The organism is Neobacillus sp. S1227, assembly GCF_055385255.1.
The window spans coordinates 2,800,694-2,820,051 of sequence record NZ_AP038276.1 but is presented as its reverse complement, the minus strand read 5'-3'; the positions used below and the strand labels follow the sequence as shown (position 1 = coordinate 2,820,051).

General features: G+C 40.6%; 17 protein-coding genes. 11 read left to right on the top strand and 6 right to left on the bottom strand.

What is annotated here, in order from left to right; translation table 11 throughout:
• Positions 1-33: 33 nt before the first annotated feature.
• The 3 genes from ACZ5AE_RS14220 to ACZ5AE_RS14210 all read right to left on the bottom strand — a co-directional run bounded on the left by ACZ5AE_RS14220 (position 34) and on the right by ACZ5AE_RS14210 (position 4,050).
• A complete protein-coding gene (locus ACZ5AE_RS14220) occupies positions 34-1,170 on the bottom strand; it encodes an SLC13 family permease (RefSeq protein WP_464573631.1) in 1,137 nt (378 codons plus the stop codon).
• A 144-nt stretch (positions 1,171-1,314) separates the two neighbouring features.
• Positions 1,315-2,658 carry a TldD/PmbA family protein gene (locus ACZ5AE_RS14215; protein ID WP_464573353.1) on the bottom strand — a complete coding sequence of 448 codons (1,344 nt, stop codon included), beginning with the start codon at positions 2,656-2,658 and terminating at the stop codon, positions 1,315-1,317.
• A gap of 3 nt (positions 2,659-2,661) precedes the next feature.
• A complete protein-coding gene (locus tag ACZ5AE_RS14210; protein ID WP_464573351.1) occupies positions 2,662-4,050 on the bottom strand; it encodes a TldD/PmbA family protein in 1,389 nt (462 codons plus the stop codon).
• 319 nt (positions 4,051-4,369) lie between these two features.
• On the opposite strand from ACZ5AE_RS14210, the gene ACZ5AE_RS14205 reads away from it, so the two are divergent.
• From ACZ5AE_RS14205 to ACZ5AE_RS14180, 6 genes are all read left to right on the top strand, one after another.
• Entirely contained in the window at positions 4,370-5,050 is a 681-nt protein-coding gene (locus ACZ5AE_RS14205; RefSeq protein WP_464573349.1) for a GntR family transcriptional regulator, read from the top strand.
• 85 nt (positions 5,051-5,135) lie between these two features.
• Complete coding sequence (hydA, locus tag ACZ5AE_RS14200; protein ID WP_464573347.1) at positions 5,136-6,608, top strand: dihydropyrimidinase; 1,473 nt, start codon at positions 5,136-5,138, stop codon at positions 6,606-6,608.
• Positions 6,609-6,754: 146 nt separating this feature from the next.
• The gene (locus ACZ5AE_RS14195) at positions 6,755-8,089 is read left to right on the top strand and encodes an MFS transporter (RefSeq protein ID WP_464573345.1); all 1,335 of its coding nucleotides are present in this window, start codon (positions 6,755-6,757) and stop codon (positions 8,087-8,089) included.
• 19 nt (positions 8,090-8,108) lie between these two features.
• A complete protein-coding gene (locus ACZ5AE_RS14190; protein ID WP_464573343.1) occupies positions 8,109-8,849 on the top strand; it encodes a maleate cis-trans isomerase family protein in 741 nt (246 codons plus the stop codon).
• Positions 8,850-9,101: 252 nt separating this feature from the next.
• Complete coding sequence (locus ACZ5AE_RS14185) at positions 9,102-10,007, top strand: fumarylacetoacetate hydrolase family protein (RefSeq protein ID WP_464573341.1); 906 nt, start codon at positions 9,102-9,104, stop codon at positions 10,005-10,007.
• A 218-nt stretch (positions 10,008-10,225) separates the two neighbouring features.
• Positions 10,226-12,403 (top strand): malate synthase G, encoded by a 2,178-nt coding sequence (locus ACZ5AE_RS14180; RefSeq protein ID WP_464573339.1) that lies wholly within the window; start codon positions 10,226-10,228, stop codon positions 12,401-12,403.
• A gap of 86 nt (positions 12,404-12,489) precedes the next feature.
• Here ACZ5AE_RS14180 and ACZ5AE_RS14175 read toward each other — a convergent pair whose 3' ends face one another.
• Entirely contained in the window at positions 12,490-12,684 is a 195-nt protein-coding gene (locus ACZ5AE_RS14175; RefSeq protein ID WP_464573337.1) for a small, acid-soluble spore protein, alpha/beta type, read from the bottom strand.
• 172 nt (positions 12,685-12,856) lie between these two features.
• Complete coding sequence (locus ACZ5AE_RS14170) at positions 12,857-13,639, bottom strand: acetoacetate decarboxylase (protein WP_464573630.1); 783 nt, start codon at positions 13,637-13,639, stop codon at positions 12,857-12,859.
• A 428-nt stretch (positions 13,640-14,067) separates the two neighbouring features.
• On the opposite strand from ACZ5AE_RS14170, the gene ACZ5AE_RS14165 reads away from it, so the two are divergent.
• Entirely contained in the window at positions 14,068-14,757 is a 690-nt protein-coding gene (locus tag ACZ5AE_RS14165) for a CoA transferase subunit A (protein ID WP_464573629.1), read from the top strand.
• The gene (locus tag ACZ5AE_RS14160) at positions 14,757-15,458 is read left to right on the top strand and encodes a 3-oxoacid CoA-transferase subunit B (RefSeq protein WP_464573335.1); all 702 of its coding nucleotides are present in this window, start codon (positions 14,757-14,759) and stop codon (positions 15,456-15,458) included. The genes ACZ5AE_RS14165 and ACZ5AE_RS14160 overlap by 1 nt, the downstream gene beginning before the upstream one ends.
• 539 nt (positions 15,459-15,997) lie before the next feature.
• On the opposite strand, the gene ACZ5AE_RS14155 is transcribed toward ACZ5AE_RS14160, so the two are convergent.
• Positions 15,998-17,122, bottom strand: a complete 1,125-nt coding sequence (locus ACZ5AE_RS14155; RefSeq protein WP_464573333.1) for a CAP domain-containing protein — start codon at positions 17,120-17,122, stop codon at positions 15,998-16,000.
• Between the two features lie 159 nt (positions 17,123-17,281).
• On the opposite strand from ACZ5AE_RS14155, the gene ACZ5AE_RS14150 reads away from it, so the two are divergent.
• The 3 genes from ACZ5AE_RS14150 (at position 17,282) to ACZ5AE_RS14140 (ending at position 19,347) form a co-directional block, all read left to right on the top strand.
• Entirely contained in the window at positions 17,282-17,851 is a 570-nt protein-coding gene (locus ACZ5AE_RS14150; RefSeq protein ID WP_464573331.1) for a YitT family protein, read from the top strand.
• 86 nt (positions 17,852-17,937) lie between these two features.
• The gene (gene deoD, locus ACZ5AE_RS14145) at positions 17,938-18,651 is read left to right on the top strand and encodes a purine-nucleoside phosphorylase (protein WP_464573329.1); all 714 of its coding nucleotides are present in this window, start codon (positions 17,938-17,940) and stop codon (positions 18,649-18,651) included.
• 174 nt (positions 18,652-18,825) lie between these two features.
• Positions 18,826-19,347, top strand: coding sequence for an MFS transporter (locus ACZ5AE_RS14140; RefSeq protein WP_464573628.1), 522 nt, complete (start codon positions 18,826-18,828; stop codon positions 19,345-19,347).
• Positions 19,348-19,358 lie beyond the last annotated feature (11 nt).

Here is a 19,358-nt window from a genome sequence, read left to right as displayed (position 1 = left end):
TTACCGCCGGGGACGAAACCCCCGACGGTTGATTTAGACACCAAAAAAATACTGAATAATGGTTATTCCGGAAAGAAACGCAAAGTTATAAATGCTGAATTTTATTAAGTATTTCTTGTTTTCCTCCGGAAACTCCCTAATGAATAGTTTATATGAAATGACGCTTGCCAGCGATGCAATAATGGTGCCAAGTCCTCCAATGTTGACCCCCATTAATAAAGGCTGCCAATCCATCGTAAATTTTGCAAGAAGGAGGGAGGCAGGGACGTTGCTGATCACTTGGCTTAAAATAATAGAAGTAAAGAAAACAGAAGGTGAACTGTCGAGAATTTGATTAGCAAAACTGTTTACAATACTTGTATTGGATATATTTCCTATGAAAACAAAAAAGCAAATAAACGTAATAAGCAGGGTATAATCTATTTTTCTCAATAAATGAATATCTAGTAAACAAACTGCAGCTACCGTCAAGAGCAATGCAAGTTTGTCACTAACCAAACCAAAGATAGATGCTATGATGACAGCAAACACTACTCCCCAAATCACAGCTTTTTTTCTGCCCTCTAATGTGGAAGACGGGAACACAACATTTAATTCTTTCCCTTTTAGCCTTATTAAAAGAATTCCAAGCATAACGCTCCCAAAGACAGCTAATAGAAAAATTGCCTCGAAAAACTGCATTGGTTTTATTCCGAAATAAGTAAAAATGAAAAGGTTTTGCGGATTTCCCATTGGTGTTAGACTGCTGCCTAGATTAGCCGCGATGGTCTGCAGGACAATGGTTTCCATCATGTTCATCTTCGTCTTTTTGCTAATAATCAGTGTCAACGGTACGAATGTTATTAAGGCAACATCATTGGTAACGAACATCGAGCAAAAGAAGCATAAAAAAACAAGAATCACAGATACTTTTTTGCTAGTATTGCATTTATTTAATATCGAAATTGCGAATTTGTCTAATAGTTTCAGTTCCTCAAAAGCCTTAATGACTAGCATAAGGTTAAATAAACATATAATAACCTTGAGATTAATATATTCAAGTTTTGGAGGATGCAGAAAGCAGCTTGATAATGCTAATATAAGTGAAACTGTGAATACGATGTCTTTCTTTAAAAAAGTAACGGGTAAACTTAGTCTATTCTTTTTTCGAACAACAACAAATTCTTTCATAATGATCACCAATGAGGTTAGGATTTTTTCAACAAAGATAACATTATGATTAAAAGCGAATCCTGTCAATGAAATATTTAAGGTGAAAAGAAACGGGGGACTGCCTCCCAAGGTGAGAGACAGCCCCCTATAAAAAACATCACTTTATTCTACTGTAACTGATAAGGACTTAATTAGCAGGGACGGCGAACCAACTGGTGAGAGTGGGAAGGTAAGGTCGGATCCTATTTTCTCCACATCCGCCAAAAGCTGGTAAAAATTTCCCGCGATCGTCATAAGATTTACCGGAAATTGGACTTTTCCATCCTTAACATAAAACCCATTAGCGGCAACCGAAAAGTCACCTGAGATTTGGTTTGCTCCAGAATGTAAGCCGGATAAACCGGTAATTAACACGCCTTCGTCCATCGCAGAGACCAACTCTTCCAAAGATGATGCTGAAGGAACAATATAAAGATTGGAAGGCCCAACCTTGACGGCACCTTTATAGGAATCTTTCTGGGCATGGCCGGTTGTGACGGTTTGGTCCTTTTTCGCTGTTTTTAGATTATGGAGGAAGGATTGCAAGACACCCGATTCCACCAAGGTAAGTTTCTCCGTTGCTACTCCTTCACTGTCAAAATTCCTGCTGCCAAGCCCATCTTCAAGGAACGGGTCATCGACGATAGTCACTATCGAACTCGCAATTTTCTTACCCAGTTTATCTTTAAGCGAAGATAACCCTGCTTGAGTGTTTTCCGCAGAAAAATTATCGGAAAAAGCAGCCAGCAGGCTGGCGGCCGCATCATTACGTAACAGGACAGGGTAATCCATGCTCGTAATATTTCTTGAACCCAACTGTGATAAGGCTTCCTCAGCTGCTCTTTTAGCAATTTCCTTGGCATCCAAACTATAGAAATCCTTTGTTACTTTAAATTCAAAGGATGTCTTTGTTTCCTCGCCATCCTTCACAATTGCTTCCACCATCACATACAAATAATTCACCTGATCACGTAAGGACAATCCTTTATTATTAGAGAGGCTTTTGGTTACCGATGTAGTACGAATCAAACAATAATCTGTCGCCACAATTCGCGGGTCCACTGCCAGCAGTTCACTTTCCACATGTTTGATAAATTGAATCTTTTCCGGAATGGTTACTTCATTTAAGGCTCCGGAATAAAAGTTCCGGTTCTCATAAAAGCTGCTGCCAGCAAATATTTCTTCAACATCTTCGTCAGTCATAGACTCAGCATTTTCTTTAGCATTTTTTAATAGGAAGGGGATTGAGGCATCATCTAATTTTTCCGTATAGGCGTAGCCCATTTTCCCGTCAATGGTACCACGGAAAGATACCCCGCCATCTTCCGCGATTTCGTATTGGTCGATTTCGCCTTTAAAAATTTGGCAGCCAAAAACTTCTTTCATTTCATAGTAAACCTCAACATCTGTAAAACCAGTTGAGGCGGATTCATTAAAAAGTTTCACCTGAAAATCCTGAATCTTCATCTTTTATTCCCCCTTTGTCCCGCCAACAGTGATTTCACTTACCCGAATCATTGGCTGGCCGACGTTCACCGGGATACTGCCGCTCAAGGAACCGCACATTCCCGCACCATGGCCAAGATTGTTCCCGACCATATCGACAAGCTGCAGGGTTTTCGGGCCATTCCCAATTAAAGTGGCACCTTTTAATGGCTTTCCGATTTTTCCGTTTTTTACCTGGTACGCTTCCATGACGGCAAAGTTGTAATCGCCTGTTGCTGGGTTGACCTGGCCGCCGCCCATGTACTTGGCATATATTCCATTTTCAGTCGCCGCGATGATTTCTTCCGGTCTTGAATTGCCTGGAGCGATATACGTATTGGTCATCCTTGAGGTAGGGGCAAACCGGAAGGACTGCCTTCTGCCGGAACCGGTAGATTCCATTCCCATCCGGCGAGAATTAAATTTATCAATTAAATAGCCTGTTAAAATCCCATTTTCGATTAACACATTTTTTCTTGCCTTTTCACCCTCATCGTCGATGTTAATGGATCCCCATTCATTCGGAATTGTGCCATCATCAATGTACGTAACGATTTCCGGAGCCACTCTTTCCCCGATGCGATTAGCGAAAACAGAATTATTTTTCGCAACGGCGGTAGCCTCTAAGCCATGTCCGCAGGCCTCATGAAAAATTACACCTCCGAACTCATTATCAATAATGACAGGGAATTTGCCGCTCGGGCACGGGCTGGCATCGAGCATGGTTACGGCAATCCGGGCAGCTTCGTTGGCATAAAGATCAAGATTTAAATTGTCGATAAATTCAAACCCACTATGGGCACCAGGTCCGTAAAAGCCAGTTTCCATTTTATTGCCGCTGACAGCAACAGCTTGTATCGCGAGTCTTGAGCGGACTCGTTTGTCTTCGATATATTTTCCTTCAGAATTGGCAATAAGCACATTTTGCTCCTCATCCATTACACGCACGGTTACCTGAGAAATACTAGAGTGATAGCTTTTAGCCATATCTGAAGCATTTTTCATGACCGCAATTTTTCTAGATTTAACTACCTCTTGCGGCAGCAATTGGATCGGGTGGAGTGTACCATACGACTCTTGGACAAATGGGGCAGGGGAGATGACAGTGTTTCCTTTAATAGCTTGTGCCGCATTTTTCGCAGCCTTTACCAGACCCGCCTTGCTGAAATCGGTGGTATAGGCATAGACACTTTGCAATCCTTTAAATACACGGATCCCAACCCCAAAATCACGTCCGGAGAGAGCGGCTTCAATTTTGCTGCTTCTAAGGGTAATATTATTGGTAAACCGATCCTCTGCGAAAATCTCAGCAAAATCGCCGCCAGTGGATAAAGCTGCTGTCAGTACGTCTTCAATTAATGATTGGCTTAGCATGATGACCTCCTATGTATTTTATTTTTCTACCTTAATATTTAAACTACAATGTAATAGTCGGAAGAGGGCATGTCTTGGTTTCGCATTTAAAATGTTTTTTTATCGACAATTATTTCAATTTTTGTTCAAAAAAATCTGTTTACAAAACTAATGGAATTTTGTGAAAATTTTAAAATATCTATTGGATTTACCAAATAAAAATGATACTATGTTTTTGTGGATTATAACTGCTTAATTTACGAATAAACTATGTTGAGTAAAGGTAGATAGTTTTATGAACATTTAAGTGTCGACAGACTACAGAAGGTGGTGACGGATAATGGATTCATTTTCCATTGAAAAACCTGTCCGATATTATGATCAAGTCTATAACACGCTTAGAGAAATGATTGTTCAAGGGGACTTAAAACCTGGTGATAGCATATATGAAGCGAGAATCGCCAGAGATTTAAATATCAGCAGAAGCCCTGTCAGAGAAGCGGTACGAGCCTTGGAAAAAGAGGGGTTATTAGCCATTGATGAAAAGTCAAGAATCACTGTCTATAAACCAACTTTGAAGGATATCGTGGATATTTACGAGTGCCGGATGGTCTTGGAGTCCTTGGCTGCTAGATTGACAACAAGACTTGCCACAGCCCAGGAACTGCAGAATATCGAAAAAACAGTCATTGATTCGAAGCAATATTTGGACGTAGAAGGGGAGCGGAACAGACAGGCTTTGATTGCCGAAAATGGACGTTTTCACGAATTAATCATTAAATACAGCCAAAATAGAAGATTAAAGAAACAGCTGAGAGATCTTCATTCATTAAGTCACTATTTCAGAACCCTAAACTTCCAAGGTGAGAATAGGGAATGGATTGTATACAACGAACATCAGGATATTTTATCGCAAATGAAAAGGAGAGATGAAGACAAGGCGGCATTTATGATGAACAAACATCTCGAAACCGATTTGGAGCATCTGAAGGAAATTTTCTCTAAATACACTAATGAATAAAAAATAAGAAGGTCATCACAAGGATAAATGTCTCATAAATTAAACTGTCGACAGACTACAGATAAGGGCTTATTGCTCTATGCACATGCGATTGAATCTGTCGACAGGCGACAGATTTATAAAAAATCCACACGAAAGGATTGAAGACAAGTTGAAAACCATTATTCAAAATGGAACGATCGTTACCGCAACAGACATTTATAAGGCAGATATCCTTATTGAGAACGGGGTGATTTCCGGAATTTCAAGCCATTATGCAGCAGACCCGGATGCCAATGTTATTGATGCAAGCGGGCAATATGTTTTTCCCGGAGGTATAGATGTACATACTCATCTTGCTTGGCCATTCCAAAGCACTGGAACAGCAGACGATTTTGTAAGCGGAACCAGAGCGGCGGCGGCAGGCGGGATTACCAGCATTATTAATTTCACCAATCCTAAAAAAGGCCAGACACTCTTGGAGAATTTACAAGAATGGAAAAAAAAGGGGAAGTCGTCGCTAATCGATTACGGTTTTCACTCCATAATTAGCGAATACAACGATCATGTTTTGGAGGAACTACCAATCCTCGCAGATAAAAAAGGTGTTACGTCTATTAAACTATTTATGGCCTACAAGGGCGAGCTGATGGTGAATGACCGTGAAATGTATAAAATTTTGAAAAAAGCGGGGGAAGCAGGAATTATCACAAATGTCCATGCCGAAAACGGCGATATTATTGATGAATTGATTACGGAGTCTCTCGCAAATGGAAATACCGAACCAATCTATCATGCCTGGACAAGGCCGCCGATTACTGAATCAGAGGCAACCGGAAGAGCACTTGCCATCGCAGAAGCAGCCAATGCTCCAATTTACATCGTTCATGTTAGCTGTGCTGATGCACTTCAAAAAGTAGCAGAAGCAAGAAAACGCGGGGTGCAAGTAACCGCAGAAACATGCCCTCATTATTTAGTCCTTGATGAAAGCTATTTAAAACTTCAGGATTTTGAAAGTGGAAAATATGTCTGTTCCCCTCCGCTTCGTGAAAAATGGAATCAGGAGCATCTTTGGAAGGGTATTGCCGCCGGTCAAATTTCAACGGTAGGGTCAGACCATTGTCCATTCCTTTTTGAAGGACAGAAGACTTTGGGAAGGGACAATTTTGCAAAGATTCCTAACGGTGTACCTGGCCTAGAGGATATTTTCTCCATCGTTTATCACTTCGGGGTTAATGAGGGAAGAATATCACTCCAAAAATTTGTTGAGGTTATCTCCACTGGGCCTGCCAAAACATTTGGTCTCTATCCGAAAAAAGGAAGTATAGGAATTGGTTTCGATGCTGATCTTGTTCTATTTAATCCGAAAGTTTCAAGGGTCATTACCCATAAAAAACAATATCAAAATGTTGATTACAACCTTTATGAAGGTACAGAGGTCAAGGGAACCATTACTCGGGTGCTGTCACGCGGCGAGGAAATTGTCCGCGACGGATATGTCATTGGGGAACAAGGCCGAGGAAAGTTTTTGTTTAGAAATAAAATCTCAAAAGTTCAGTCAATTGTATCTGCAATATAAAACTTATTAATAACCCCCCCTAAGATGTGTTATCGAATATGAAAGGAGGTGAGGGCTGACAAGTAATTCGATAGTCGCAAAACACATCGTACATTGGTTTCGTTTTTTGTGGAAAAATGAATGAAATCTATTAAAGGGGGATTTTTATGCAAGGTGGAACTGGTCTTAAAGTTTCCAAAAATCCAAATGCGGCACTCGCAGCCAAACCAACGAATGTCCGTTGGCGCGTATTTATTATGCTTTTAGCACTTGTCACGATCAACTATGTGGACCGAGCAGTTCTATCGATTGCCATGCCGGCTATTCAAAAGGACCTTGCGCTGGACCCTGCTATCGTCGGAGTCATCTTAAGTTCTTTCTTCTGGGGTTATGCCCTCATGCAAATTCCATCCGGCTGGCTGTCTGACAAAATCCGTCCTGATAAAGTCGTGTTCGGGGCAGCGCTAGGCTGGGGTATTGTCCAAACATTAACAGGTTTCATCAATGGACCGAAAATGCTGATGACGCTCCGTGTGTTATTGGGAATAACAGAAGCACCTGTTATGCCAGGATCATCAAAATTGCAGGCTATTTGGCTGAGCAAAAGCGAACGGGGCCGCGGCGCAACCATTATTGATAGTGGTGCACCGCTGGGAACAGCTGTAGGCGGACCGATTATTGTTGCCTTTATGGCATGGTTTGGCGGCTGGCGAGGTGCATTGATTGGCGCCGGTATTTTAACCATCGTGGTTGCCTACCTTGTCTGGAGAGTTATTAAAGGTGGACCTAATGCCAACCCAAAAGTAAATGAAGCAGAGCGCGAATATATCAGAAATGCACTTGAAGAAGAATACGAAGAGCATAAGCGCAATGCCACTGGCATAAAAATTGGTCCAAAGGACTACTTGGCCGCAAGGAATTTCTGGTGCATGTGCCTTGGCTGGTTTTCGTTTAATACCGTTTTCTATGGGCTGATGACTTGGGGACCATCCTATCTGGCGCAAACACAAAACCTGGATATTAAAGCGATTGGCGGATCGATTTTAATTATTTTTGGTGCCGGGTTTATTGGTGAGATTATCGGTGGATTGATTACAGATAAGTGGCGCGAAAAAGGTGGAAATGACAATACTGTTATGCGAACCATGCTTTCTATAGCTGGTATTATGACTGCAATTTCGATTTTCCTATTATCGAAGTCAACTTCCGTAACCATGGCGATTACGACGCTTTCCTTTGCGTTGTTCTTCCTGCGCTGGGGTGGTTTATATTGGAGTGTTCCTGCAGCCATTTCGCAGCGCGAGCATGTCGGAACTGTCGGTGGATGCATGAACTTTGCTGGGAATATTGCTGGCGTCATCACTCCTATTTATATTGGGATAATTGTATCGACTACAGGTTCCTATTTCTTAGCTCTAATGGTGTTTGTCTTTGCTGGGATTCTCTTGGCAACCGTATCAAGCTTAATTAACTACAATAAGAAAATTGGCACAATCAATTAATGAAGGAGGAAAAAGTATTATGTCAGAACCAAAGAAAATCGGAATGCTCACTCCGTCATCCAATACGGTTTTAGAGCCAATCTGCTCAAGAATGTTATACAATGTACCTGAAGTGACCTGCCATTATGGCCGTTTTGAGGTAACAAAAATCTCACTGGAACAGGATGCTCTCAGTCAATTTAACTTTGAACCAATGCTGCAAGCAGCAGAACTGTTGGCCCATGCGGAAGTAGATGTGATTGCCTGGAACGGAACATCTGGCGGATGGCTTGGCTTTGATATGGATTATAAACTTTGTGAAGAAATTACAAAAAGAACAGGCATCCCAGCAACAACGTCTATGCTGTCACAGGTTAGAGCATTCAAAGAACATAATATAAAAACGATCCACATGGTTACGCCATATATCCCAGAAATCAATAAATTGATTGTTGAACAATATAAAAAGCATTGTAATGTAGAGACGGTTAATGTTTCTGGACTTGCCCAAACTGTCAACCGTTCTTTCAGTCAAGTTTCACAGGAAAGAATTGAGGAGCAGATTAAGGAAGTGTGCGTGACGCCTGCAGATGCACTAAGTGTGGTGTGTACAAACTTCCCTGCGGTAGGAAAAGTAGAATACTATGAGGAAAAGTATGAAATCCCCTTGTACGACACAATAAACGTGCTAATCTGGGAGTGTTTAAAAATGGTCAATGTCGATCCTGCCAAAGTAAAGGGTTGGGGAAAACTGTTTTCAAGGGTAACAGTAAACAACTAATACTTTTTCATGAGCATTTCAACCTGGCGGGGTTGGAATGCTTTTTATTTATAAAGAAGCAATTGGGTGCCGCATGGTGTTTTTTCGTCTTCACTGACGACTCCATACATTTTACGGGACAGAAGTTTGGCGCCCCAACCCCGATGTATACCACTTTCAATGACAGTACCAATATAAATTATACAATAATAAAGAACACTTGAAAATTTTTTGGAAAATAAATTCTATTATTACAAAAACGGAGGGAAGGCAATGATCTCGTTAACTTTTTATAAAGGAGAAAAGCTGTACCTGGGTATTAAGACAGAAAGAGGAATCTTGGACGTAGAGGCAGCCGCTAGTAAACACCCCCATATTCAATCAGCGCCGAAAACAACAGCTGAACTAATTGCTTTTGGAACAGAAAAGATCCGTGAGTTATTAGATTGGTCCAACAAGGAGGATTCCCTGCACTTAGACGAGGAGTCATTGACAGTTGGCCCTTGTGTTACTGAACCGCAAAAAATCATTGGTGTTGGACTTAATTACAAGGATCATGCAGCAGAGTGCGGGCTCTCATTACCGCCTGTCCCAATTATCTTCAGCAAATTTAATACAGCCATCCGGGCCCACGGGGAAGACATCTTGTTGCCAAAAAATACAAAGCAAGTGGATTATGAAGGTGAAATAGCGATTATTATTGGTAAAAAGGCCAAAAATGTGAAGAAGGAAGAAGCCCTTTCCGTTATCTATGGATATTGTATTACCAATGATTTAACAGCCCGTGATCTTCAAAAAGTAACCGGACAATGGCTTTTAGGCAAATCCTGCGACGGATTTTGCCCGCTTGGCCCATATCTTGTTAGTAAGGAAGAAGTAACAAATCCCAATAATTTAAGGATTGTTACGAAGCTTAATGGGGAAATTTGTCAGGATTCTAATACTTCCAACATGATTTTCCCATGCGAAGAACTCATCAGTTATTTATCAGACCACTTTACCCTTCAACCTGGGGACGTCATTTTGACCGGTACACCAGCAGGAGTCATACTCGGTAAACCTGAAAAACAGCAGGTTTGGCTAAAGGATAGTGATGAAATATCAATTGAAATAGACAAGTTGGGCACTTTGAAGAATAAATTTAAATCTGAAGGAAATAGCAGTTCCATAGTAGAATAATAATGTGAATGAAATTGAATTGTTGGAAAATTTATAAATAAATATTGAATATAGTATCTGAAAATGCTAATCTTTAATTGTGTAATATAACAGATTAAATAAATAATCTCTGTATTAATAAAGGTTTCTGTAAATATATTTTCGTATTTAGGTTGTTAATCCAAACATTTATAGTTTAGGATTTTAAATAACTACTAGTTTTAAGGAGGAATTATAGCATGTCCAACTATGTTAAGGCGGGGAATTTACAGGTTGCAGAAATCCTTTATCGATTTATCAATGAAGAGGCGCTTCCGGGTACCAATCTTGAAGTTGATGCATTTTGGTCCAATTTCGAACAAATTATCGAAGACCTGGCACCAAAAAATCGCGAATTACTTGCCAAGCGGAATGTAATCCAAGACAAAATTAATAAATGGCACAAGGAAAATAAAGACTTTGATGCCCAAAGTTACAAACAATTTTTAAAAGAAATTGGCTACATAGAGCCTGAAGTGGAAGATTTTCAGGTTACAACTGAAAACGTGGATGAAGAAGTTGCACTAAAAGCGGGCCCTCAGCTAGTGGTGCCGGTGGATAATGCCAGATACGCCCTTAATGCGGCAAATGCCCGTTGGGGAAGCCTTTATGATGCGCTGTATGGAACAGATGCAATTAGCGAAGACGGCGGGGCAACACGTGAAGGAAGTTATAATCCTGTTCGTGGTGAAAAGGTTATTACATTCGCACGAGAATTCCTTGACAAGTGCGTTCCTTTAAATGGCGGAAGCCACAGAGATGCCGTTCAATATGCAGTTGAATCAGGGAAATTAGCTGTATCTTTAAGCAATGGAACTACTGTTGGTCTTCAAGATGAAGCTAAATTTGCGGGCTATCAAGGAAACTCAGTTGCGCCATACGCAATCCTATTGAGAAATAATGGCCTTTATTTTGAAATTCAAGTGGACCGCAGCCATCCGGTCGGTAAAACTGATAAAGCAGGAGTCAAGGATATCCTGTTAGAATCAGCATTAACCACCATAATGGATTGTGAGGATTCGGTAGCAGCGGTTGATGCAGAAGACAAGGTTGGCGTTTACAGAAATTGGCTTGGATTGATGAAAGGGGATTTAACAGCAAGTTTCCAAAAGGGAGATAAGATACTCACTCGCAAATTAAACCCTGACAGAGAATATACTTCACCAGATGGAAAAATCATCACACTTAAGGGTCGTTCCCTAATGTTTGTAAGGAACGTGGGCCACTTAATGACAAACAACGCGATCCTGGATAAGAACGGCAATGAAGTTCATGAAGGCATCATGGATGCAGTAGTGACAAGTTTACTTGCAAAGCATACATTGCTAGGGAACGGTACCTATCAAAATTCCAGCAAAGGTTCCATTTATATTGTAAAGCCGAAGATGCATGGATCCGCAGAGACAGCGTTCGCTAATGAACTTTTTGAACGCGTAGAAGAAATTCTCGAACTTAAAAAGAATACCTTAAAAATTGGTGTAATGGACGAAGAGCGCCGTACCTCTTTAAATTTAAAGAATAGTATTTATGCAGTAAAAGAAAGAATCGTCTTCATTAATACAGGCTTCCTGGACCGAACAGGTGATGAAATCCATACTTCGATGGAAATCGGTCCAATGATCAGGAAAAATGAGATGAAATCATCGCTATGGCTGCAAAGCTATGAAAAGTCAAATGTCTTTAATGGCTTAGCTGCAGGACTGCAAGGCCGCGCGCAAATCGGTAAAGGAATGTGGGCAATGCCAGATTTAATGGCAGAAATGCTGAAGCAAAAAATCGGCCATCCGAAAGCCGGCGCAAATACTGCATGGGTTCCGTCGCCAACAGCTGCCACCCTGCATGTGCTGCATTATCACCAAGTGGACGTTACGAGTGTTCAGGAACAATTAAAAAGTGAAATTAAGGATTTACGAAACGATATTTTAGAAATTCCTGTCTCGCATAGCCGTAATTGGACAGCTGAGGAAATCCAGCAGGAGCTCGACAACAACGCTCAAGGCATCCTCGGATATGTTGTCCGCTGGATTGACCAAGGGGTTGGCTGTTCTAAGGTTCCGGATATTAACGATATAGGTTTAATGGAAGACCGTGCGACGCTGAGGATTTCTAGTCAGCATATCGCCAACTGGCTTCATCATGGAATCTGTAAGAAAGAGCAAGTATTAGAAACACTTAAGCGAATGGCAAAAGTGGTAGATGCCCAAAACGCTGGTGATGCTAACTATTCCCCGATGGCCGACAATTATGAGGAATCAGTTGCCTTCCAGGCCGCCTGTGACCTCGTTTTTGAAGGATACAACCAGCCAAACGGTTATACCGAACCGATCCTTCACCGCCGCCGGCTGGAGTTAAAAGCGAAATTATCCGTTAAAAATTAATCTGGGCGTTATGGTCCCTCAATGTGAATAAATGAAAAAGGCTGCCCAATGTGTGTATGGGCAGCCTTTTTGCATGAAATCAAAGGTTATTGGCCTTGTTGATTTCGTAATGCTTGCTCAGCGTAAGCAACGAGACGTTTTGTCATTTCGCCGCCGACTGAACCATTGGCTCGTGCGGTCGTATCAGCACCAAGCTGCACTCCAAACTCGTTGGCGATTTCTTCCTTCATTTGATCCAGAACATTGCCTGACCCAGGAACCAATAGTTTGTTTCTAGCCATGATACATCACTCCCGACGATAGTTTTGAGCAATAAAAATTGCTCGTATATAATGTATCCAATTTGATAAAGCTAATTCGTGGTGCCAGCCGCATCTCAATGTAAAAGGCCTGCCCCCTAGTCCTTTACAATCGTAAAGTAAGGGTCAGGCCGGCTTTTCCTTTGATTATTGTTTATTTTTGGCTGACTAATTCCTTATTTGAAACCACGTTCGCCTCGGCTAAATAATCATGAACTACCTCTGTGCGCGGGAGAGATAGGTCAGTAAGAATATGGGATGCTGAGACAACTTCCAGCACAGGAAAGTCAGCCAGCGGTGCAAGAGCATGGGCAAATAATTGCAAGCGGGCAGGGGATGTCCAAGCACCCTTGATCGTAATGTCCTTGATCTCACCACGGACAAGCTCGCAAATACGCGGTTTTCCATTCTGCCCTCGAATTAGCTTAAGCATATAGTATGGCTTACAAATTTCTTCACGAGCAGCTTCCAAATCGATTTGTTGGTGCTTATATCCCATCGTAGCGGTTGCTACTCGTAAGGCACCATAATCCAATGTACCTACAAGCGTGTCAGAATCTATGTATAAACTTGGTTTACCCAGCTTCTTTGGATACGCTCCGACTTCACGGCCTGCAGCAATGGCAGGATGATTATCCACATACATGCAGTGTACATAGTCACCTTTTTCACCATTGTAATTAACCTGAATGACTTGACCACATTCCGTATAAGAGCCTAGACCGGTAACATCTGGCATCTTGATCACTTCAAACTTCACAAGCGGCTCTTCGATTTCAAGCGGTTCTGGTACTACCTTTCTCAATGCCTCAATATCTGTACGGTAGACAATGTTTAAGTATTCACGATTATTAAATCGATATGGCCCGCGTGGGAAAGCAGGAGCGTCCAGCGGAGTGGAGATTTGTTTTGCAACTTCTTCTAACTTCATTTCAATCATCCTTCCAACAATTAATAGTAATGAAAATTTGTAAATTAAAATAATAAAAACCTTTTAGAAATATAAAAAAATGAATAATAATACAATTTTTATTGTACATGCTAAAATAGCTTTGTCAACACAATTTGCAGATTAGTCTAAATTTTTGGAAATATGTCGAAAAAACTCGAAAATGTTGTATTATCAACGTTTTGTTCAATACTTATTTTTAAAATCTTAATCTTCCAATATTTCAATGGAGTAGATTTACGATAAAAAAATATTATTCTTAAAAGATAAAAAAATTATTAAAAAGCCAATTGACAGAAAATTGATTCTTGTCATATTATTTAAATGATAACATACCAACCGGTTGGTATAAATGATAACATACCAACTGGTTAGTATAAAAGCAAAATATTAGTAATTCAGAGGGAGCATGGATGATGAACGATACGATTGAACAGATTCAAACGAAAGTCCAGTTTTTAAATGCCGAGGAGGCAATCGGGCAAATTCCAGAAGGATCCAGCATTATGGTAGGGGGATTTGGATTTCCCGGTATGCCTCGTCAACTTTCCAGAGCATTAGTTAAACGGGAAGACCTCACTAATCTAACTTTAATTACAAACAGTCTTGGAAGTGTATCCATACTAAATGATTTGTTTATCCAAAACCGCATCAAAAAAGTGGTAGGGAGCTTCTTTTCAACGAATAAAGAACTAGTAAAAGCCTATCGTGAAGGAAGCGTTGAGATTGAATTACTGCCGCAGGGAACATTTACTGAAGCAATTCGTTTAGGCGGAGCGGGGATTCCGGCATTTTTCACCCCAACTGCAGCGGGAACAGACCTTGCACGCGGGAAGGAAACTCGTATTTATAACGGCAGAGAGCATGTCCTAGAGCAATCGCTCACTGCTGATGTGGCCATCATTCGTGCTCATAAGGCTGATAAAGCGGGCAATCTCGTTTATAAAAAGACAGCCCAAAACTTTAACCCAGCCATGGCAACTGCAGCTAAATTAACAATTGTTGAAGTAGATGAAATTGTTGAAATTGGTGAATTAGATCCAGATAAAATTGTAACACCATTTATTTTTGTTGATATTGTTGTTAAAAGGGAGGAAGTAAAATAATGAGTGACTCTGTAAAACGCTATATCGCATGGCGCTGTGCACAAGAATTATCAATGGGGTGTGTAAATCTCGGGATTGGAATTCCAACCTTGGTGGCTGATTATTTACCAAAGGGACTTGTTACTCTACATTCCGAAAACGGTATTTTAGGCGCTGGACCAGAACCTGGACCTGATTTTGTTATTGATCCTGAGAACATGGATTTAGTTAATGCCTCAGGCGTTCAGCCAATTACCGCATTGCCGCATGCTTCATACTTTGATAGTTCTCTTTCATTCTGTATTATGCGCGGCGGTCATCTTGATGCGACTGTTATCGGAGCACTGCAGGTCTCCGAAACCGGTGATCTTGCCAGTTGGGCCGTACCGGGTAAAGACGTTCTTGGTGTAGGTGGTGCAATGGACCTCGTTGTTGGTGCAAAACGAGTCATTGCTGCGATGACACACCTATCGCCTAAAGGAGAGCCGAAAATTCTTCCGGAGTGTACATATCCTTTAACTGTAAAAAATCGCGTCGACACAATCGTAACGGAGTATGCTGTCTTTAAATTCCGAGAAGGGAAGCTTTATCTGGTAGAAATGGTAGATGAACTTACTTTCGAACAAATGAAGGAAATGACACCGGCTTCCTATGAAATTGCAGATGATTTTAAATGGGTAAATAGGAATTCCGTTACTGAAGAGGAACTTGTTTTAAAATAGAATTGGTATCTTAAACATTATCATATTAATAAAATACGAACCTTCAAAGGTTCCTTAGATTGCCGAGAAAGTATTTTTCTCGGCAATTTTACATTTTGTCTAAAGCATTATTGCAAGTTGATTTCCGCTCCGGACACTCTCCTTTACGTGGGAAATCCACGAAAATCACTCGAAAAGGAAGAGGAAGTGTCCGAACCAGGGGAGCCTGCGGACAAAATCGCTTGAAAGAGAGGAGAAAGTGTCCGAACCAGTGCCGCCTGCGGACAAAATCGCTTGAAAGAGGAGAAAGTGTCCGAACCAGTGCCGCCTGCGGACAAAATCACTTGAAAGAGAGGAGAAAGTGTCCGAACAAGTGCCGCTTTCGGACAAAATCGCTTGTGATAGAAGAGAAAGTGTCCGAACCACAGTTATACAGAAGTTTATCCAAACCAAGTAAAATAAAAGGCCATCGAAGTTTACTCGACAGCCTGAGAACCCTCTTGGATTCCTTTATAGTAGTGCCATACCTGCCCGGAATATAATTAATGGGGGGAAATGGGTTATTTTGCATAAAAGTTTTCTGTATAGTAAGGTTGCGACTCATTATTAAATGCGACGCCTACACCAAGATAGCGATATCCTTCACGCAGAATATTTTCCCGATGGCCGAGTGAATTCATCAGCCCTTCATGGGCGAAAATACTGCTGAATTGACCGTAAGCAAGATTTTCTCCGGCCAAGTGAAAAATAGTATGATCCTCTTTCATCCGATCAAACGGAGATTGTCCTTTCAAATTTGTATGGTCAAAATAGTCATTTACAGCCATATCCGTGCTGTGCTTTCGTGCTGTCTCCCTGACATGCTCATCCCATGTCAGAACAGGCAGCTGATGGGTGACCCGTATTGCGTTGGTTAAATCAAATAGCTGGTATTCAAACCCCTCTTTTAATGCAGGGCTTGCTTGTGTGTAAAAATCTGCTTTTCGCTGCTCCATATCTTTTCTAATGATCTGCATTGCAGTTACAGTATTTCCCTCATGTTTATCATAAAAAATGGTCACATAGGCATTATCCTTTAAATACACATCATAATCCCTGTCAGCTTCAAACTGATAAACATACCGTCCCTTTTGAATTTGCTTTAGAGGATTGCCCAGGATTGTATGAACCTCGTCCTTTGTGCTTCCGTGCTTAATCCCACTTGAAGAAGAGATTAAATCTTGATCCGTATATACTCCAGAAGCTTTATTGTTTTCATCGTACATCACCATAAAAAAATTATGGTAATTATTGTGGTAGGCGTACCAATCGCTCCCATACTCATTAAGGGAAGACCGTTTGGCTGCTCCTGCATTCATTTCTATTTGTTCCTTTGTCTGGCCTAGTTCAATATTTGATATAGAAAATAATTGTTTCTCTGGTGTTTGCAGCTTAATTTTTTCAATAGGTTCTTCTTTTATTGGTGTCTTCGGAACTTCCTCTAAATTTAGGTTTAACTTTTTCAGTAACTGTTCAACTTGGGCAAACATTTGACCAATCGTTGACATGATTTCCGGAATATTGACCTCTGATTGGATCTTATCAACTGCTTGAACCTTGTCAGTATGATCTAATTTTTGTTCAATAAGCGGGGCTGAATAATTAAATAAAAATAATAATGAAATAATAGCTAATATTCGTGTCAAATTTTCCCACCTCCATCACTTTCACATTCTCGCCAATCCTGCTGTAATCTATAAGTGTCTCTATGGGTTTAGTTCCTATTTTAACAGAAATTGTTGCAAATTAGCTTATTCTTAATTTTTTGGTACCTTCATATCATAAAAATAAAAAGGTCGGACAAGGTGATTACTATATTTGAGAAATTTTTTGCTACATTAATAGGAAGTATGCTGCTAGGTATTGGGGTAAATGGGTTCTTCATTCCTAATCATTTAATCGATGGCGGTATTTTAGGAATTGCCCTCATTATTTATTACTTTTTTAAATTTCAAACTGGAATTTCGATGATTTTATTAAGTCTCCCAATTTGTATACTGGCTTTGATAAAAGAAAAAGCCTACTTTTTAAGCAGCATTCAAGGATTGCTTGTTTCATCTTTATTTATTGATTTGCTTGCGCCGCTTAGAGACGAATTTTCCGTTTCGAGTTTGACGGGTGCGCTGGTAGGAGGAGTCATCATCGGAATTGGTGTAGGACTCATGCTTCGTCATAAAGCTAGCACAGGGGGTACGGATTTACTGGCTAAACTTATATCAAGAAGCTTTTCTACCAATCTTGCACTAACTATTATTTTCCTGGATGGGCTGATTGTATTGGCAGGATTCACCGTTCTCGATGTTCATCACTTTCTTTATTCTTGTCTTGCCATAGTAACGGTTGGCATTATCACATCAATAATTGAAGGTTATTAACTTTATGTTAATTGATGAATGCTGAATCAAAAAAGGCTAAAAGCGAGAACTTAATAATAATTAGCTTAGCAAAAGGAGAAAATGTCATGAACGAAAGTAAAGAAACACCGCATATCAAACCGAACGGGGTGGAAATTGCGGAAACCATCCTTTTACCTGGTGACCCATTACGCGCAAAATTTATTGCGGAGACGTATTTGGAAAATGCTCAGCAATTCAATTCCGTTCGGAATATGTTTGGATATACTGGAACCTATAAAGGGAAGAAAATTTCCGTCATGGGGACAGGAATGGGAATGCCAAGCATGAGCCTTTATTCCTGGGAATTGATACATATTTTTGGAGTGAAAAATTTAATCCGGATTGGAACCTGCGGAGCCATTCAGGATCATATGAATTTATATGATCTTGTACTGGCGATGGGAGCATCAACTGACTCTCGATATGTCCACCAATTCAATTTACCCGGAGAATTTGCCAATATTGCATCTTTTGAATTATTGGACAAAGCAAAGAAAGCGGCCGATCAAAAAGGGCTCCCAGTGCATGTTGGAAATATCCTGACCAGTGATATCTTCTACAATGCTGACCCAACCGCACTGGAAAAGTGGCAGAAGATGGGGATTCTCTCAGTAGAGATGGAGACGGCCGGACTTTATCTGAACGCAGCCTATGCAGGGGTGAATGCCCTGACGATCCTAACAGTCAGTGACCATATTCTTCGACGTGAACAAACAACCCCCGAAGAAAGGCAGACTGCTTTTACGAACATGATGGAGGTTGCGCTGGAGTTGGCATAATTAAATGTAGAAATTTTCCATATTGTTGAACTATAATATATTTAATAACAGGAATCCAAGGAGATGAGGGGAATGAACATAGTAAGGCCACCTTGTTAATCCAAACAACTTAAAATCCGTCCACCACCTTTTCTATTTGTAAAAACAAATTACAAATAGTGGAGGAGAGGTTAACTGGGTTATTCTAAAAATGTTCATAAACTGTATTTCATTGTATTTTTTCGGAGTCTAATACCTGCGTATGTAATAGAAAGGTTGTTTTGGCAAGAACGTGGTATGACGGTATTAATGGTGGTTTTCTGTGAAATCATTTATGCCGTGACCATTGTCATTTTGGAAATTCCAACAGGGATTGTAGCTGATAAATTTGGCAGGAAAGCACTACTAGTGGTTGGTTCCTTTTTATCGATGCTGGAATTTATCATCCTTCTGTTTGCCTTCAGCTTCTGGACGTTTGCCCTTGTTGTGTTTCTTGCCGGAATTTCAAGCGCCTGCCGGAGCGGTTCATTGAATGCTCTTTTATATGACACGCTTAAGGTGACTAACGAACATAAATCCTTTGAAAAAATAGTTGGAAGACTGAATTCGCTTGATTTTTTCGGGGCGATCCTTGCAGCACTTTCAGGGAGCGTAATGGCAAAATATTATGGATTTGAGGTCAACTATATTCTATCTGCGGCAAGGCAAGCATGTTAATTGCTTTTGCA

What these genes read in the sequence shown, in the direction of transcription:
- ACZ5AE_RS14220 (WP_464573631.1), bottom strand. Translation starts at nt 1,170, where the DNA reads ATGAAAGAATTTGTTGTTGTTCGAAAAAAGAATAGACTAAGTTTACCC.
- ACZ5AE_RS14215 (WP_464573353.1), bottom strand. Translation starts at nt 2,658, where the DNA reads ATGAAGATTCAGGATTTTCAGGTGAAACTTTTTAATGAATCCGCCTCA.
- ACZ5AE_RS14210 (WP_464573351.1), bottom strand. Translation starts at nt 4,050, where the DNA reads ATGCTAAGCCAATCATTAATTGAAGACGTACTGACAGCAGCTTTATCC.
- ACZ5AE_RS14205 (WP_464573349.1), top strand. Translation starts at nt 4,370, where the DNA reads ATGGATTCATTTTCCATTGAAAAACCTGTCCGATATTATGATCAAGTC.
- hydA (WP_464573347.1), top strand. Translation starts at nt 5,136, where the DNA reads ATGCGATTGAATCTGTCGACAGGCGACAGATTTATAAAAAATCCACAC.
- ACZ5AE_RS14195 (WP_464573345.1), top strand. Translation starts at nt 6,755, where the DNA reads ATGCAAGGTGGAACTGGTCTTAAAGTTTCCAAAAATCCAAATGCGGCA.
- ACZ5AE_RS14190 (WP_464573343.1), top strand. Translation starts at nt 8,109, where the DNA reads ATGTCAGAACCAAAGAAAATCGGAATGCTCACTCCGTCATCCAATACG.
- ACZ5AE_RS14185 (WP_464573341.1), top strand. Translation starts at nt 9,102, where the DNA reads ATGATCTCGTTAACTTTTTATAAAGGAGAAAAGCTGTACCTGGGTATT.
- ACZ5AE_RS14180 (WP_464573339.1), top strand. Translation starts at nt 10,226, where the DNA reads ATGTCCAACTATGTTAAGGCGGGGAATTTACAGGTTGCAGAAATCCTT.
- ACZ5AE_RS14175 (WP_464573337.1), bottom strand. Translation starts at nt 12,684, where the DNA reads ATGGCTAGAAACAAACTATTGGTTCCTGGGTCAGGCAATGTTCTGGAT.
- ACZ5AE_RS14165 (WP_464573629.1), top strand. Translation starts at nt 14,068, where the DNA reads ATGAACGATACGATTGAACAGATTCAAACGAAAGTCCAGTTTTTAAAT.
- ACZ5AE_RS14160 (WP_464573335.1), top strand. Translation starts at nt 14,757, where the DNA reads ATGAGTGACTCTGTAAAACGCTATATCGCATGGCGCTGTGCACAAGAA.
- deoD (WP_464573329.1), top strand. Translation starts at nt 17,938, where the DNA reads ATGAACGAAAGTAAAGAAACACCGCATATCAAACCGAACGGGGTGGAA.